The organism is Mesorhizobium sp. M1142, from assembly GCF_040318565.1.
Taxonomy (GTDB): domain Bacteria; phylum Pseudomonadota; class Alphaproteobacteria; order Rhizobiales; family Rhizobiaceae; genus Mesorhizobium.
On sequence record NZ_JAMYMK010000026.1, the window covers coordinates 1 to 15620 of the forward strand.

Annotated in this window: 14 protein-coding genes and 1 pseudogene; 5 read left to right on the top strand and 10 right to left on the bottom strand. The window is 59.8% G+C overall.

Going from position 1 to position 15620, the window contains the following annotated elements:
• The first annotated feature begins 336 nt into the window (after positions 1–336).
• Complete coding sequence (locus NKH42_RS28010) at positions 337–702, top strand: low affinity iron permease family protein (protein ID WP_352508013.1); 366 nt, start codon at positions 337–339, stop codon at positions 700–702.
• A 476-nt stretch (positions 703–1178) separates the two neighbouring features.
• Here the strand turns inward: NKH42_RS28010 and NKH42_RS28015 are convergent, their stop codons facing one another.
• The 5 genes and pseudogenes from NKH42_RS28015 to NKH42_RS28035 all read right to left on the bottom strand — a co-directional run bounded on the left by NKH42_RS28015 (position 1179) and on the right by NKH42_RS28035 (position 3572).
• On the bottom strand, positions 1179–1463 hold the full coding sequence (locus NKH42_RS28015) for a DUF982 domain-containing protein (RefSeq protein ID WP_352508014.1): 285 nt from the start codon (positions 1461–1463) through the stop codon (positions 1179–1181).
• Positions 1378–1746, bottom strand: coding sequence for a hypothetical protein (locus NKH42_RS28020; RefSeq protein WP_352508055.1), 369 nt, complete (start codon positions 1744–1746; stop codon positions 1378–1380). Before NKH42_RS28020 ends, NKH42_RS28015 begins: the two co-directional genes overlap by 86 nt.
• 173 nt (positions 1747–1919) lie before the next feature.
• A pseudogene (locus NKH42_RS28025) lies at positions 1920–2054 on the bottom strand (IS630 family transposase); the annotation flags it as partial.
• A 168-nt stretch (positions 2055–2222) separates the two neighbouring features.
• Positions 2223–2528, bottom strand: coding sequence for a hypothetical protein (locus NKH42_RS28030; RefSeq protein WP_352752036.1), 306 nt, complete (start codon positions 2526–2528; stop codon positions 2223–2225).
• A 45-nt stretch (positions 2529–2573) separates the two neighbouring features.
• A complete protein-coding gene (locus NKH42_RS28035; protein WP_352508016.1) occupies positions 2574–3572 on the bottom strand; it encodes an NAD(P)/FAD-dependent oxidoreductase in 999 nt (332 codons plus the stop codon).
• A gap of 541 nt (positions 3573–4113) precedes the next feature.
• On the opposite strand from NKH42_RS28035, the gene NKH42_RS28040 reads away from it, so the two are divergent.
• The 3 genes from NKH42_RS28040 to NKH42_RS28050 all read left to right on the top strand — a co-directional run bounded on the left by NKH42_RS28040 (position 4114) and on the right by NKH42_RS28050 (position 7579).
• Positions 4114–5223 (top strand): OmpA family protein, encoded by a 1110-nt coding sequence (locus NKH42_RS28040; protein WP_352508017.1) that lies wholly within the window; start codon positions 4114–4116, stop codon positions 5221–5223.
• A gap of 11 nt (positions 5224–5234) precedes the next feature.
• Positions 5235–6488, top strand: a complete 1254-nt coding sequence (locus NKH42_RS28045; RefSeq protein ID WP_352479438.1) for a caspase family protein — start codon at positions 5235–5237, stop codon at positions 6486–6488.
• 611 nt (positions 6489–7099) lie between these two features.
• On the top strand, positions 7100–7579 hold the full coding sequence (locus NKH42_RS28050; RefSeq protein ID WP_352508019.1) for a hypothetical protein: 480 nt from the start codon (positions 7100–7102) through the stop codon (positions 7577–7579).
• Positions 7580–7708: 129 nt separating this feature from the next.
• Here the strand turns inward: NKH42_RS28050 and NKH42_RS28055 are convergent, their stop codons facing one another.
• A complete protein-coding gene (locus tag NKH42_RS28055; protein ID WP_352508020.1) occupies positions 7709–8281 on the bottom strand; it encodes a DUF6931 family protein in 573 nt (190 codons plus the stop codon).
• Positions 8282–8466: 185 nt separating this feature from the next.
• On the opposite strand from NKH42_RS28055, the gene NKH42_RS28060 reads away from it, so the two are divergent.
• On the top strand, positions 8467–9003 hold the full coding sequence (locus NKH42_RS28060) for an OmpA family protein (protein WP_352479445.1): 537 nt from the start codon (positions 8467–8469) through the stop codon (positions 9001–9003).
• Positions 9004–9102: 99 nt separating this feature from the next.
• Here NKH42_RS28060 and NKH42_RS28065 read toward each other — a convergent pair whose 3' ends face one another.
• From NKH42_RS28065 to NKH42_RS28080, 4 genes are read right to left on the bottom strand one after another with little or no spacing between them, the layout of a single operon-like run.
• Positions 9103–11433 (bottom strand): M23 family metallopeptidase, encoded by a 2331-nt coding sequence (locus NKH42_RS28065; RefSeq protein WP_352752038.1) that lies wholly within the window; start codon positions 11431–11433, stop codon positions 9103–9105.
• A complete protein-coding gene (locus NKH42_RS28070) occupies positions 11430–11936 on the bottom strand; it encodes a DUF1036 domain-containing protein (RefSeq protein WP_352508022.1) in 507 nt (168 codons plus the stop codon). Before NKH42_RS28070 ends, NKH42_RS28065 begins: the two co-directional genes overlap by 4 nt.
• Before the next feature lie 12 nt (positions 11937–11948).
• Positions 11949–14537, bottom strand: a complete 2589-nt coding sequence (locus NKH42_RS28075; RefSeq protein ID WP_352752040.1) for a serine/threonine-protein kinase — start codon at positions 14535–14537, stop codon at positions 11949–11951.
• Between the two features lie 5 nt (positions 14538–14542).
• Positions 14543–15316 carry a PP2C family protein-serine/threonine phosphatase gene (locus tag NKH42_RS28080; RefSeq protein ID WP_352479434.1) on the bottom strand — a complete coding sequence of 258 codons (774 nt, stop codon included), beginning with the start codon at positions 15314–15316 and terminating at the stop codon, positions 14543–14545.
• Positions 15317–15620 lie beyond the last annotated feature (304 nt).

Genomic DNA, 15620 nt, shown 5'->3' on the forward strand with positions numbered 1-15620 from the left:
GCGAACCACAACCAGAAGAGCCGATGGTATCGCGGCGGCAACGGCGCACCGCCAGCGGCGGCTTGCGATGCCAGCTTGCGCATCTTATGGCACCGCTGGCGACAGCGAAAGCAGGTGACTAAGTAAGCCAACCCTCACGTCCTATCCGGAGAGGATGATGGGACGCCACATTCCCGCATGAGGGAAAAGTAAGGAGACTGCACAGCAACCTTTCATGCACAGTCCGGGCTCCTTATTCCGCTGGCTCATGGCGAGAGCCGTCCGCATTTCGGACCGCATTGACGAGCACCCAAAAACGAGCCCGAATCGGATTTCATCATTTGGTTGGGGATTCACATGAACCGATTTCTCTTTGTAATTGCTGATTTTCTGTCCCGGCCGCCAGGCTTTTATCTGATCATCGTGGCCATGATAGCCTGCACTGCGATGGTCCCTTTCGGCCTAACAAGCGTAATCACCTATGCGCTTTCAGTAGCTGCGATTGTGATTACCGGCGTTGTTCTGATCCAGGGTTATCGCGACACTGCTGCCATCCATGCCAAGCTCGATGAAATTATCGTTGCATTGAAGGAAACGAGGAACAATGTCGTCGGGCTGGAGCACGCCGAGCCTGAGGAAATTAAGGCCCATTTGGCGCGGCTCGAAATGGAAGCGGCGGCGGCTGATCAAGAAACCAAGCACGGGGGAGTTTCTGACGCCTGAGCGCTACTCAAAAGCCATCATGGCAAGCTGAGTCCTGCACGAAGCGGTCGCTCAAGTCCCGCCGGCGGCTGCCAAGCGCAACGAGATGCGCAGCAGCAGTAAGCTTATAAGCGGAGAATGGCTGATCTAACGTATGCGCACTGTGGTAGTCGGCAAGAAGTCTGGCCGTTGCAAACCGGGATGGACGCGAGCGGGCTCGCCGGACTTGCAGTTAGGGGGGCAGCTCGAGGACTGTTTGTGCCCCGGTCGGAATCATTGCGGCCCATCGTATTCCGTGGGAGTGCATCTTTTCGCAGAGCTGGCGGAAGCAATTCCAAGCTATGGGCAGGTCTCCCGGCTTTGACCCGCATTATTTGGAAGAACACCGCCGTCGAGCGCTGCCGCATTCTCCAGGGAACGTCGACGCCGTGGGAGGCGTCGGCATAGTGATGTCGGCGAAGCCTGCCTGCGGTCCAGATGCGGAGAGCGGTATGAGCTCACACCACGTCTCTAACAACCGCATCTAATTTCGTTAGGCCTACGCTCGAAGGCCTTTGCGTAAAAAGTCCCTGTTCGATTGCGGCCGCCTTGAAGGCATCGATCGCAGCTTGTTGGTTGCAATGACCGGCCAAGCATTCCCTGATCATTCGGACGGCTTCGAGCCGCCGCGGCTTGGCCACGTATGGCCATGGTTGTTCAAGTGCTTTCGCAGCGTCGGATATTGATGCAACCACCATTGGCCTGCAATTCAGGTAAATTGTAATCGGAATGAACGCCGGCATTTTCTCGCTCGCCAGGATTGAACGGGGCTAAACGCGAAGAGAAAGCGGAGGTTGCATGAACGCGCAGCTTCGCGATTTTAAGTCCCGCTACACGATGCAATTGAGACTGAACAGGCCTTCTCGGGGCAAAGCTAAACTCAAAATAACGCCCGTTGGCGGGTCGCCGAATTCTGAAGCGAACAAATCGCCGACAGGCTCCATGGCGCGGTTTACGAACCATGGGCACGATGATCTCCGTGGGCAGGCCATAAATCGGAATCACGGCGGCTCTGAAACGTTCCACCGTGGTGCTGCCGGGCTGTCCGTTTCGGGGTCTAGCTTCGAGGAGCTCGCCCTCGTGCTTTTGCCCCTCAAAATGCGAGATGCGAGACGTCGCCATCCAAGGGCGAGGGGTCGACGTGTCGTCGGTGCAGAGCCGTTGAAGTACGCGTTGGCACAAACCCAGAGCACGTCCTGTTAATCCGGTTCATATCCTGCGGCTTTGAAGTAGTTGGCACATTCGGCTGGGGTGAAGAGGTCGACGACCGCGCCGACCGCGTCCCAGAGAGCCTTGATGGTTCTCTCGGCCTTTGCTCGCAGCAGCGCCCGGACGACGTGAGCCTTACTACAGAGATTCCGTCACAGACCCGAACTTAAAAAGAGTTGCTGATCGCCGCGAGCTGATGTGCATCGTGTAACGGACTTCGAGCGCCGCGCCTTTGCCACTCTGGTCAACCTGCGTCGAACCTGCCCGCCGCTGGAACCGAACCTCTACGCATCTTACACGACGCCCATCGATGAGTAACGGATGATCACCTCGTCCTGACGAAAGCGTCGCTCAAGGTCAGCACGGCGTGTTCGCCAGGCTTGCAGATCAATCTCCTCCGTCATCACCTCGAAGATGACGATCTCATCATAGCTGCACTCGCCGCCTTGCCGCCACAACCCTTCCGCAGGTGCCTGCAAAAAGGCTGTGACGCCGGCGAACTGCTGGGCCAGTTCTTCTTTGAGCCGGTCGAATTCCTGTTTGGGGAACGGTCTGCCGGAATTGTCCGCGCGAGGTAGCAGGATTTGAAAAAGATACATGATGAAACTCAATGATCACGAACGGTCGCCGTGCCTCTTCGTTCCTCATGCTTTGTTTTCGGCGTCGGCGCCTGGCACCGTGCGCTTGGTGTCACCGTGGGCCGTGTTCGGCCTGGACCAATATTCGCCGTCGCCATTTGCAAGATAGTTGTGCATGTCGGTTGCAGCGACCGCTGCGTGACCGAATGCTACGGCAAGCTGATTGATCTCATTGACCACATCTCCGGCTGCATAAAGGCCGGTGACTGCGGTGCGCTGGCGCGAATCTACGACGAGATTGCCCGCTTTGTCACAGCATGCACCAAGGTCGACCGCGAGCCTCGAGCGGATGGTCGAGCCCATCGCAGGGTAGATGGTGTCAAACGACAGCGTTCCGCCGTCGATGAGTTCCACGACCGCCTCCCGGCGCGTGGCGCAAACGGCATTGGGTCTGCATACGCCGATCTCGATACCGGCCCTCTTGAGCTTGGTACGCTTGTCGGGGGAGGGCTCGGATGGATCGGTAATCAGCAAAGTGAGATCCCGTGTGAAGGTGCGCATGAACAACGCCTTTTTCATTGCGTGTTCGATCGGTCCGATGACGGCCACCCGTTTGTCGATGGCTTCATAGCCGTCGCAGATAGGGCACAATCGCAAGACGCCAGCTTGGATCATGTCGGTAACGCCAGGAAAATCTGGCAGGATATCAACAACGCCGGTAGCAATGAGCACCGAGCGGGCACGAATGGGAGATGAAGCGCCCGCCAAAAACCCAGCCTTCGTTTTGCGAATGGATACGATCCTGTCTTGGACCAAGCTCGCGCAGTATCGAGCAGCCTGCAGTTCGAGGCGGTCAAGTAGGTCAGCGCCGGTGATACCGTCCGGGAAGCCTGGGCAGTTGCGCGTCAAGGAAATCCGCTTTGCACGGCTTTCACCTGCGTCGACGACAATTACTCGCCTTCGGAATCTTCCAAGATAAGTCGCAGCTGCTAGGCCCGCTGGCCCGCCACCTACGATCAGGCAGTCGAAGCTTCCTTCATGCCGGCTCCTGTCCCGGTTGACCATCCAGAAACCCTGAAATCACACGGCTGCATCGCGAGCGCATAGTCGAACGCCGTTGAAGAGAACGCGGAGCACGCCATTTGGTTACAAACGTGGAGCTCCCAATTCGCCGGACAGTTCAGCCATTGGGATAGTGCTTTGATGACCTGCCAAGGGAAGCCATCTTCAGCGCGGAATGGAGATGGAGACTGACAGAATAGCGTCGACGACGGGCTGGGGAGTAGGTGTCCGCGGCAGAAGCAGGATGGAGCAGGCGGGCTTTTCCCTCACTTGGGCTGGTCCACCGTGACCGGCCTTCAAAGACGGGGCAGGTGCTATAGCGGGTTCTTCAGTCAGCTCCAATATCCGCCAACAAGACTGCTGGGTAGCAAGTGTTCGTCCATCACCATTTTGCCGGACTTCCGCAGCCCGGGGACCTGAGCGGAATTTACACCTTGCGGTCGATTCGCCGATGCTCGCCAAGCCTCGACAATTGTTCTATGCTCCTTGGCACGGCACAGTTCGCGGTTGCAACGCGGAAGGCTGTTGTCCTGTGGGGGGTCCAATGTTCGAAGTCGTCGGAGACTGGTGGAAAACGGGCTCGAGAAGCTGCTTCGCCCTAAACACCCTTGGCCTGATCGTTGCCGTATCGGTGCTGCTGTTACCTGGGCTGGAAAGCGCCAATGCACAGACGAACTGGACACTCGACCCGACCGCCTCCGTGCTCACCTACCAGTCGGTCAAGAAGAATACGATCGTCGAAACCAACAAGATCAGGAACATAGCCGGCACTCTTTCTTCGACGGGTGAGGCCAAGATCACTTTTGACCTTAACTCCGTCGACACTGGTGTCGACCTTCGCAATGTCCGCATGCGGTTCCTTTTCTTTGAGACATTCAAATATCCGTCCGCCGAACTGACAGCAAAAGTGGACCCTGCCGCATTTGCAGACCTGGCGACCAAGCGAAGGGTGAAGGCAGTGCTGCCATTTCGCCTCAACCTGCACGGCGTCGACAAGGATCTTGAGGCCAATGTCGTCGTAACCATGATCAGCGACAGCATGGTCTCCGTCGCTTCGGAGGCGCCTGTTGCCGTGCATGTCGAGGACTTCGGACTGCTGCCGAATGTCGACAAGCTGCAGCAAGCCGCCAATGTGACCAACATTGTTCCGACCGCTTCGGTATCGTTCGATTTTGTGTTCAACGCTGGCGACAGTAAGCCCGCGGCCGTGCAGACAGTCGCGGCAAGTACTGCCGACGTCGGGCCCGTCGCCACCGATGCCGCGAAAGCGAATTTCAGCGAAGAAGAGTGCCTTAACCGGTTCGCGGTGCTCTCCCGCACTGGGGCCATCTACTTTCGGTCGGCGAGCGCGCGGCTCGACAACCAAAGCCGCCCGCTGTTGGCGGAGGTGGTTGGCGTGGTCGGCAAGTGCCCAGGCCTGAAGGTAGAAGTTTCTGGCTATACCGATTCCGATGGTTCGCCTGCCTCCAACAAGCTGCTGTCGGAGCGCAGAGCCCAGGCCGTTGCCGATGCCATCGTCGCCGCGGGTATTGCACGAACGCAGATCACGGCAACCGGGTATGGCGAGGAGCGGCCTGTCGCGGCTAACGATACGCCGAAGAACAAGGCGCTCAATCGGCGGATCGAGTTTTCCGCCACCAAACTCGTCAACTGAGGAAGGACCTCTTGTTCCGGTGGGGCTTCCATCTGATTGCCTGTTTTGGCAGTGCCCCGCGCGCGATCGGGCTGGCGACGCTCTCGCTATTATTGACATTGACGGCGGCCAATGCGGAACGCCGTGTTGCTCTGGTCCTTGGCAACTCCCAGTACCAGCATGCGCCGGCGCTGACCAACCCGGTCCGGGACGCGCAGGCTGTTGCCAACCGCCTTTCGAAGTTGGACTTTGAAGTCGTCTCCGGTTTCGATCTGACCAAATTGCAGACCCAGACGACGATTGCGCAGTTCGCAAAGCAGGTTCGCGGCGCCGACATTGCGCTTTTCTTTTACGCCGGCCATGGTTTGCAGGTTTCGGGCAGCAACTATCTCCTTCCGGTTGATGCAGCATTGGAAGACGAGACTTCGCTGGATTTCGAGGCGGTGCCTGTCGAGTTCGTTTTGCGGCAAATGTCGCGCGAGACCAGCATAAGACTGATTTTCCTCGACGCCTGTCGCGACAATCCCCTGGCTGAAGTCTTGGCAAAGGCCGCAGGCGTCAAGGGAGCGAGAAGCGGGCTTGCCGAAATCCCGATCGAGAATGGCGGTGCGGGTACACTGGTCGCCTTTTCCACCAGTCCCAATCAGGTTGCCTATGACGGATCGAGCGAGCATTCGCCGTTCACGTCCGCGTTGCTTGCCCATATCGGGGCTTCGAACGTCTCCATCACCGACGCGATGAACATGGTCACCGCCGATGTCTTCAAAGCAACGGCCGGCAAGCAGCGCCCGTGGATCAATGTCTCGCTGACCACCGAGGTCGTTTTGCACAGGGTCGATCTCAACGCGCCGCTGATCGTCGGCGAAGCGACCGCTCCGCAACATGCGGAAGACGGTTCGGATGGGCGCAACGCTACCGCAAATTCGTCAGGCGACGATGAGGCACAGCTTGCGCTTAATGTCCTGCGGCAGAAAATTCCGAAACTGGCTTCGGACGATCCGATCTTTTTCGACCGACCTGTCGATTTTGGAGATCCAAAGATCGACGGCAAGAGTATCGCCGAGCTGATCATGGGCAAGCCTCTCTTTGCTCCCGTGGAAGGGCTCGATAAAGCGGTGTGGCAGGGCAAGCACTGCAATGGCTGCCACGAGTGGGATGAGGTTCGGCTGTGCGAACAGGCGAAGAATTTCGCCGCCAACGATGTGTCCGTGCTGCGTCTGCAACATCCCCTCGGGACGCGCTTCAAGGTGGCGCTAGCCAAGTGGGCGCAAGGCGGCTGCAAGTAAGATCTGGGCCTTCGGTTTGAAAATTCGTGGTCAAACGGGCCATGGGACCAATCTGCGCTTCCGGTTCTCACGGACCCAAATGTCCGCTGCTCCGGTTCTCGAAACCACCACCATATGACTCGCCAGAGCGAATTTCGAAACAGCCTCTAAGGAGGCTTATTTCTATGTGGCGGATGTTGAACCGCGGGCTACGCTCGAGCGTCTGCGACCGAAAATGGCCGCGCGACACCCGCTCGCGCAACTGGAACGTCTCGCCATTGTTGGCCCCTCGAAGGCTGGTGCTCGAGCCATGCGGGAGAGCTACCGACTGTGGTTCGAAGCTGGGGAGCCTGCCGGCAGCGGCGCTCTGTAAATCGACGGATCGGCCTGAGGTGGCGAATGACCAGCATCGCAATCTTCAACGTAAACGCCCTTAATCACACCGTTTACGGCGCGCCGCCGGCAAGAATCACCATTCCGTTGTCAGGTTTCTGAGCGTGCCAGATGAGGACAGTGGCGAACCCAAAGGCTCCCCAACGCAACGTACCCCGACTGTGCGCGTTCTAGTGAAATGGGAGGGCGCCATAGCCGATCTGACGGGGGTGGTCTGATGACAAATCGGAGCAACAGGGATGGCAAAGTTTAAAGAAGCCCTTGAGCGCGGGAAGAAAGCTCGCCGTCAGCAGGAGGAGCCCGTCGGCGGCGCGGAGGTGGGAAAACGGGATGCCCCCATGGCGGACTTCAGCGAGCAAGCAAAGGCTTGGCTAAACGACGTCGTGATTGCATCGCTGGAGGCGGCCAAGGCTGACGTGGCAGGCGAGGTGGCTGTCGACATAGACACCGCGCCACGCCGGCAGGTCAAAGCTTTAACCCCGTCGATTCGTTTCCAGATCTACAGGAAGCGAGAATTGGAGAAGGCGCCTAGAAGAACCTTTACCGTCAACATTAAGGTGAGCGGGGCGGTGTCCATGTCTTCGCCGGGGATGGTGACCAAAGATGTGGGAAACATAGGGGATAGGTCCGACTTACGGGTCCGCACCTTAACCGAACTGATCGAGGACGTCGCCAGGGTACATAACAACGCTGTGCCCACAGGCCTTTGTGGAGCCTAGGGGGCACAAGGTCGTCATCGCGCGAGCCAGTTATCCGATCACCCGCTTAAAGAAACACGGAATATTTCCGACCTCCCATTCCACAGGAAATCGTTTGTTGATCTCTCCTAAGTTCCGGGCAAGATGACCTTAGGGCACTGAGGGGTCGGCCATCTGTAGACCCATTTCGACAAAGGCAGATAGAATGGCAAAACGGTCCGCGAGTGCAACACGCGCCAGCCCTGCCAGAACTCCGGCATTGACGGCATGGGCGGCAGGAAACGGCGGTGAGGCGGGTGGTACTGCTGTGCGGCCGACGGATCGGCAAGCACCAAGGCCATTGTCACGCCATCCGGCAGCCAAGGCAATCCAGGCGCCCGGGGTTGTAGGGGGCACTGCCGCTGCCTGGCCCAGCGCGGCACGATGGTGGGCGCTGCCCGGTTCGCTGACCCAGTTGCTGACGAGTGCGAGCAGTTGTTGATCGGTTTCATCGAGCAGCTCGCTCAAATGCCCAAGGCATTCATGAGCCCACCAGACCGCAGCCCGATCCGGCAGCAGGTAGGCACAAAAGGTGATTGCCTCTTCGGGAACGCGCCCTGCAAGGAGATCGCGGCAAAACTCGATCGAATGCTGTTCGGTTGGAAGGGTTCGCATGTCTCGGGCAGCGGCGGGACAAGCTAGGAAAAGATCTCGTGCCGTTTTGAATCGGAGCCCGTTGGCCATGACGCCACGCTTTCATCGAGAGCCTGTCAGCACTCAAGCCCGCAGCGCGGCGCTGGTCAAGTCTCTACTCGCAGCGGAGTGATAACGGCGATACAGTCGCGGCTCGGTGCTTCCCGCAGACAATTGCTTCGGAATTTGGTATGTTCACGCTTGATAATATCGGATGCTCAACAGGAGTAACCGCTATGCGGTGGGCCAGTTCACCTTTGGTGTTGGCGGTCATGGTTTTCTCAACGCATGTTTGCGCCGACCCTGTCCAGAAATCAGAAGACATCGTCAAGTTTTTTGCCGGCGCGGCCGATCTTGGCAAGTCGCGCGGAATTTGTGTCGGCACCGAGGAGCAGTGCAAGAGCAAGAGTAAGCCAAACGAGGGACCCGCCGGCAAATCCAGTCTCGACATGCTGATCAATTTCGGACTCGATTCGGCCGAACTCGACGCAACCGCGCGCGCCGAGCTCGCGGAGTTTGCCAAGGCCCTGAAGGACAACCGGCTTAGCAGTTTCCATTTCGTCGTCGAAGGCTACACTGACGCTTCCGGTCCGGCGAACTACAATGAGCGGCTCTCACAGCGACGAGCGCAATCTGTGACGTCCTTCCTGACATCAAGCGGCATTGAGGCGGCTCGGATTAATCCGATCGGCCTGGGCGAAGCGCATCCGCGCAGCCCCAACCCATACGATGCTGTCAATCGCCGTGTGGAAATGCGCATAAAGACCGAGTAGCGCACGCCGCCGAAAACTGTGCGGCAGTTTCGAGCCACAACGGCTTTGCCGCGAGCAGGGCAGTCGTTTGAACCCTTTCTTACGAACGCCTGCGATGGCTCAAAGCGCGTTCTGCACGGAGCTCAGCATCGCCATGATCACGTGTTTGTACTTTGCGAACTCGGGCGATGTCTGCCGGATTTCAGTGGTGGTCGTCGTCTGCTGGCTCGCGGTCGTTGCTGGGCTGAGCTTTCGACCCATCTTCCTTTCGGCCCAGTCCACGACATAGCTGGCGGTCTTGCCGGTGAGAAAGGGATTGGCCTGAATGACGGCTGATCCGAGCACGGCGCTCAGTTGCGCCGAACCCGACGCCGACAGCACCTGATGCGCCCCTTCCATGCCGAGGAAATGGCACAGATAGAGCCGGCCGGCTGTGATCTGGTGGCCGCGCGCCCGAAGATAGGCTTCGCCCTCTCGCGCCAGATTGCGAACCATCTCGCGCGAGATCGTGGCGTCGTAACGCAGGGCAAGCAGGTCGGCGGTCGAGAGCGTGCGTGCAAGTTCAGGGCGGTATGTATTCATCATACGGATCCAGGTCTTGGTGATGAATTGGCCGGCACCGGTCGCTGAAGAATTCGGGTTCTTGGCACGGGCACTGCCGCCACTTTCGACGTGGACGATGCGGTCGGTGAGCGTTTCCACGGCGGAAAAGTCCGAAGCGACCGCAGTAACTGTGCCCAGCGGGTCGATCGCCGCGCCATTCTGGTAGAGTTCGAAATGCAGGTGCGGTCCGGTCGACAGTCCGGTGGTGCCGATGTAGCCGATGATGTCACCTGCCTTCACCTTGGTGCCGACGCCGCCCACGATTGCGAATTTCTGCATATGCGCATAGCGCGTCTCGCGCCCGTTTCCGTGGGAAATCTTGACCAGATTGCCATAGCCGCCCCCATCGCCCTGGAAGCTGATTTCGCCATCGAAGGCGGCTGCGATCGGCGTGCCGACCGGCGCCGCCCAGTCGACGCCCTTGTGGATGCGAACGGTGCCCAGAATTGGGTGCTTGCGGGGCCCGAAGGTCGAGGTCAACACCCCGTTGACCGGTGTGACCATGCCGTTGGTGACCGTCAGCGAGCGGACCTGATCGTCGCCTGTCACGCATGCAAACTGGCCATCGCTCTGCTGGAAAACGAAACAGTCGAGAGTTTTTGTCGTGCCCTGGACACCCACATACAGCACCCGCCCAGCGCCTTCGTCCTTGCCGCGCGGCATCTGCGAATAGATCAGCACAAGACGCTGGTCCTCGCTTGCGAAGGCGTCCAGATCCTGTCCTCTCGACAGATACATGATGGCTTCGCCGATCACGCCGGTCGGAACGCTGTTGCGTGCCGCTGTCGAGTAGATCGCGTCGAGCAGACGATACTGCCGTTTGTGGGCGCCTTCCGCCGGCGCGCCCGAGTAGTTGAAAAGATCTTCCCGTACCCAAGGATCAACGCCCGAAACGAACACGCCCGCGGCATTGCGCGTCAGCGTACCGACAAAGACGTTCTTGGCGTAGATCGACACCTGCATGAGGGACATCGTTGTCGTCTCGCGGTTGGGTCGGTATCCACGCATGGCCACGACATAGCCCGGTTCCAGGCCGTCCCGGCCGAAGAGCGCCTTCAGCGCCTCGCCTGCCTGCTTGGCGTCGTCGGCGGAGAAATGTGCATCGAGCGCAACGCTATCCAGACTGCGATCGTTGAGGATCTTCACGAACGTGTCTTCCGTAGCCTCGAACCGCTGAAATTCGTTCGTGACAGTTGCGACGCTGGTGTTGTTTTCGATCTGGGTCTTGTGGAACGCGGGAAGAGCTGCATCGCCTGCATCGATTGTTTCACCCCAGCCGGCCTCCGGGTCATCGGCTTCGGCCAGTTGATCGGCGGCAGGGGCGGGTTCATCCGCGGCAGGAGATGGCTGAAGATCGTTCTGCAGATCGCTGGAGGCTGCGGGGGCCGTCTTTCGTTGCGCCTGGAAGAATGCGAAATCCTCCTGCGTCGACGGTATGGTCGTCATGAATTTCTCGCTGGCGCTAAGCATGACGTCGGACAAAATCTCGATCTGTGACGAAACCCCGGCCTGGTCGAGTTCGGCCGGACGCGGAACGACGCGGCCTTTCGTTGCGGCGCCGGAATCGGGTGCGAGCGTGATCCACATCGGGTCTCCCGCGAGGCCGATAATGGCAGGCACATAAACAGAGGCATCGGCCGGCACATCGTCGGCTCCTTCGACCGCATGCAGCTCCTCGTCTTCGTCGCCAAATGACCAGTAGTCCGCGGTGAGATAGAAGCCGGCTGCAATCGAACACAGGAAAACCGTGGCGAGGCCGGCAAGAAGCCTGCGCCAAAAGGTGCGCCGGCGAAGGGCAGCGCGTGCTTGCTTCTTTTCCTTGAAGCTGGTGTCGATAGCGTGCGTCACGGACTGCTTCCGGTCAGGAAAAACGTCCACCGCACCTGTTCAAGCGTATCGACTTCGACAAATCGCGCGGCAATATGGCCGCGCTGCCAGCATTCGTCGATGCCGCGTATCGAGAAACGTCGCCGCTCAATGCACATTTCGGTCGATCCGGTCAGGATCGCGTGGCCGAAAACGTCGGTGGCGTAGAGGTAGATGTAGCGGTTCGTCAGTTCTTCGCGGATGACGTTCACGCACTGATTTGCGCCGATGGTCCACCAGCCGTCGGTCTGGTCGGCATTGTCCACCTCCTGGCCGACAGCGAGGTTGACGACGTCGAGCGTCTGATTGCACACCGTGAATTCGGCGCGCGCTTCGTTGCACGAGAGCACGGCTAGCAACGCGGCGGCCGAAACGACCGCAAGCCTCATCCGGCTCATCGAGGCAAGCAAGGTTCGAAGCCGACCACGCTGCTTTACGGGCAGGTCGGAAGACGAGCGGGGCGAACGCGAGCTAAGCAGTTCCATCGGACGCCCATGCTAGCCGCCGAGTCGGAAATACTTGGCACTGGCCGAAAACTTGGAACCGTTGGCCTCAATTTCCTCGAGAATTTTGGGCAACAGCCGTGAGGCTGGCACTGGCGTGGAGATCGCAGCCGCCTGGATGTCCTGGGGCCCGGTGATCACCATGATGATCTGCGGCACGGCCTTGCCTGCAGCCCTGTCGGCGGCGCCGAGACCGATCGGGATGCTGAAGGTAGCCTTGTCCGAGTGAACGACCATGCGGTCATCGAGGTTGAACATCATGCCTTTGTGGTCGATCAGCAGCACGCTGGAAATGAGCCCGCCACGCGTTACCAGCGTACCGCTGATCGGCGTACCGTTCGGCACCGATGTTCGATCGAGAACAAGCTGCGGCTTCTCGCCAGCAGTCTGCCCCAGAAAACGCAGAAAGTTGGTGACTTCGCACTGGCTCGGCTCAATAAGGCGCACGTTGATGTCCGGCTCAACGTGGAACTTTGCCTGGAAATCAGCCAGCATCTGCTCGAATGGCTGGACCGCGGTTCCAAATCCTTCGATCGCAGCGGTCTTATCGGTTATCGAGGTTACGGCGGCGTAGAAACAGTCGCCGCCGCTGAAGTCGCGAACCCACGACACACGTTGCGCTATCTCGTCGATTACTGGGGCAACTTCCGGCTTGGGCAAGTTCAGGGCGACCATGGCCGGATCTGGTTCTCCGGCCGCCGGTTGGTCGGGCTGCTGCTCCTTTGCCCTCGTCGTATCCGCCTGGCGTGCAGCCGGCTCGGGAACGGGCGGTGCTGGTATCGTCTTCGCCGGCACGCTCGCCTGGTGTTTGGGCGGCGGCAGGACGGCCTGCTGCTCCTTTGGGCTCGTCGCACCTGCCTGGCCCGCAGCCGGTTCGGGAGCTGGCACGGCCGGTTTCGCCCCCGCCTGCGGGCTTGCCTGCTGTTCAGGCTTTTGGCTCGGTGCGGCGTCTGGCTGCGCGGCGCGCGGCGCCGGAGCCTTGTCGACCAGCGGGAGAGCCGGAGCAATCGTGGCAGGCGGCGAGGGCGTATCGGGCTGAAATGATGGCGTTGCGGTTTCGGCCGGCAGTTGCGCCGCGCTTGCCGACGGCTTCGACTTTTCCTGCATTTGCGGGAGCATCTTGGGCGACGCTGCCGGCGGCTGCGTTCTGGCCGCGGCGGCCTCCGCCTGATTTTCAGTTGGCGCTAATGTAGCTTCCGTTTCCGGCTTTGGGGCTGGAACTGCCTGTGGCGGCTCAGGCGCGTGCGCATCATTGTCCGTCGCCAGCGGCTTTGACGCCTCTGCCTCAGGAATTGATGCATCCGGGAAAGGCGTTGTTGCTTGTGGTGCAAGTTGCGGTGGCTCTGGCGCGGAAAGCGAGGTTTTGACAGCGCTCGGTGCGGTGGGCGTTATAAAGCCGCTAAAATAGAGGCCGGCAACTGAGGCGAGAGCCAATGTCGCGAAGGCAGAGATGGCGATGCCTCGGCCTTTTGTAGATGTTCCGCGAACAGCACCAACGAGGGCACGTGGCGGCGCAGCGACCGGTGAGGCCCGAGGTTCGGACAGCAGCGCTGGTCGGACATGCGGGACAAAGCGCTGCCCACCCGAGCCTGCCAAAGGCCCGCTATGGCCCAAGACATCGGATGGCGGGGACGAGGCCTTCGGGTCGGGCGCAAGGGTTTGCCCCGCTCGTGGCAAACCCGGCCTGTCGCGGTTTGGGATGAACGTCGGCGGCGTTGTCCCTTCGTCCTCGTCACGCGTCATCCTGGCAATTTCCGCCATGCTCACCGGGCGGTCTCGCGGATCCGGCTGCAGCATGGCTTCGACAATGTCACGAAAATCGTCATCGATGTCGGACAGGTCAGGCACGGTCCGACGCTTTTCGATGATCTCGAATTGGGATCCGCTCATGTCGATCGGCTTCCCGCGCAGGGCGGCAACCAACACCAGCCCCAGGCTGTAGATGTCGGACTGCTCGCTGACATCGCCGCTGTACAGCCCAAGCTGTTCGGGGGAAACGTAGTTGTACTTTCCCGCGAATTTTCCGCCGATCAGGGTCTCCCCGCCGACGGTCGCCGATCGCGCGATTCCGAAATCGATGATCTTGGCGCGATCGACCTGACCTCCGGGCAAGATGATGTTGTCCGGAGAGAGGTCGCGGTGTATTGCTCCTGCCTGATGCACGGCGCTCAGACCCGACGTGAGGCGATGGCAGAGCTTGCGCACCTGCTCAGTCGGCATAGGGCCACGTCGCATGATGTCGTATAGGGACTCGCCGTCGACGAATTCCATCGCAAGGTAGGGACGACCGATCCCTGGATCGATCGTGAAGACGTGATAACGCACGACCGCATCGTGCGAGAGGTGATTGAGGATCGACGCTTCCTTGCGGAACAAGGACAAGATCGTCGGGTCGCGGGCAAATTCGGGCAGGACGATCTTGATCGCGACATGGTCGCCAGTCTGAATGTTGTGGCCGCGGTAGACCTCGCCCATGCCGCCGAATGCGATCCGCTCGTCAAGTTCGTAGATGCCGCTGAGCTGCGTGCCGACGGCGGTGTTGGCCAGCTGCGGCGATATTCGCGTCTTGTCGTCGGCGCTCATCAGCCTCAACCCTCCGCTCTGGACAGATCAGGGTAGGGGGGGTGTCCGTTGCTTCTGCTTGCGAATTTTACCAGCACAATCGTGACATTGTCTGTCCCGCCTCGCTCCAGCACCGTTTTCAGCAGAGCCTCACAGGCCGCCTGAGGTGTTGCAGTCACAACTGCGGCGCCGATCTCGGCGTCGGTCAGATGCGCCGTCAGCCCATCGGTGCACAACACAAAGATGTCTCCCGGCATGATTTCCCCTTGCTGGAAATCGATGACGATTTCGTCGCTGACGCCTACCGCATGCGTGATGACATTGCGGCGCGGCCAGGTGAGCGCCTCGGCCGCGCTGATCATGCCACGGTCGAGAAGTTCCTGAACTTCGGTGTGGTCCTTCGAGATCTGCGAGATGGATCCGTTGCGGATCAGATAGACCCGGCTGTCGCCCGCCCATAGGCAAGCAAATCGCCCATCCATCGCCAGCAGGGCGGCAACGGTGGAGCCGATGGTTATGCCGCGGGACTCGGAGATCCTGCGGATCTCGGCGTTGGCGCGGCTCAGCCTGTCCTCGAAGCGCGCACGAAGATCCGGGGCGGAACTGGCAATGCCGATCGTGGCCAGATGGTCGACAATGCTGGCTGAAGCGACCTCTCCGGCTTCATGCCCACCCATACCGTCGGCCACCACCCACAGGCCGGTTCGTGGCTCGACCAGATAGTTGTCTTCATTGTGCTCACGGACACAGCCATTGTGGCTTACGCCGAAGCTTTCAAAGGAAAGGGCGACATCGCTCAACTTGCCACCAAGCGCTTCTCGAAGCGTCCTCTGCAGCGCACTCTAAGGCGCTCGCTGGCGCCACTTTGCCACAGGCTCGAATATTAAAATATCGAAATCTAGCTTTGAGCGCGTGACCTTCGTGGCGGGTCACCCCGACAAAGAGCTCAAGTGATGATTTGAGGGCGCGACAGCGCTCCGTCGCCTGATCAACTGCGCATCCTGCGATCTCCCCGCCTGTCACAACGTGCCGGTGCCGAAGTGTTCCAGCTCTTATCCCACAACCAACCAGGCAGCCAGTCAGGTAACGCCGGAATGACGCCGT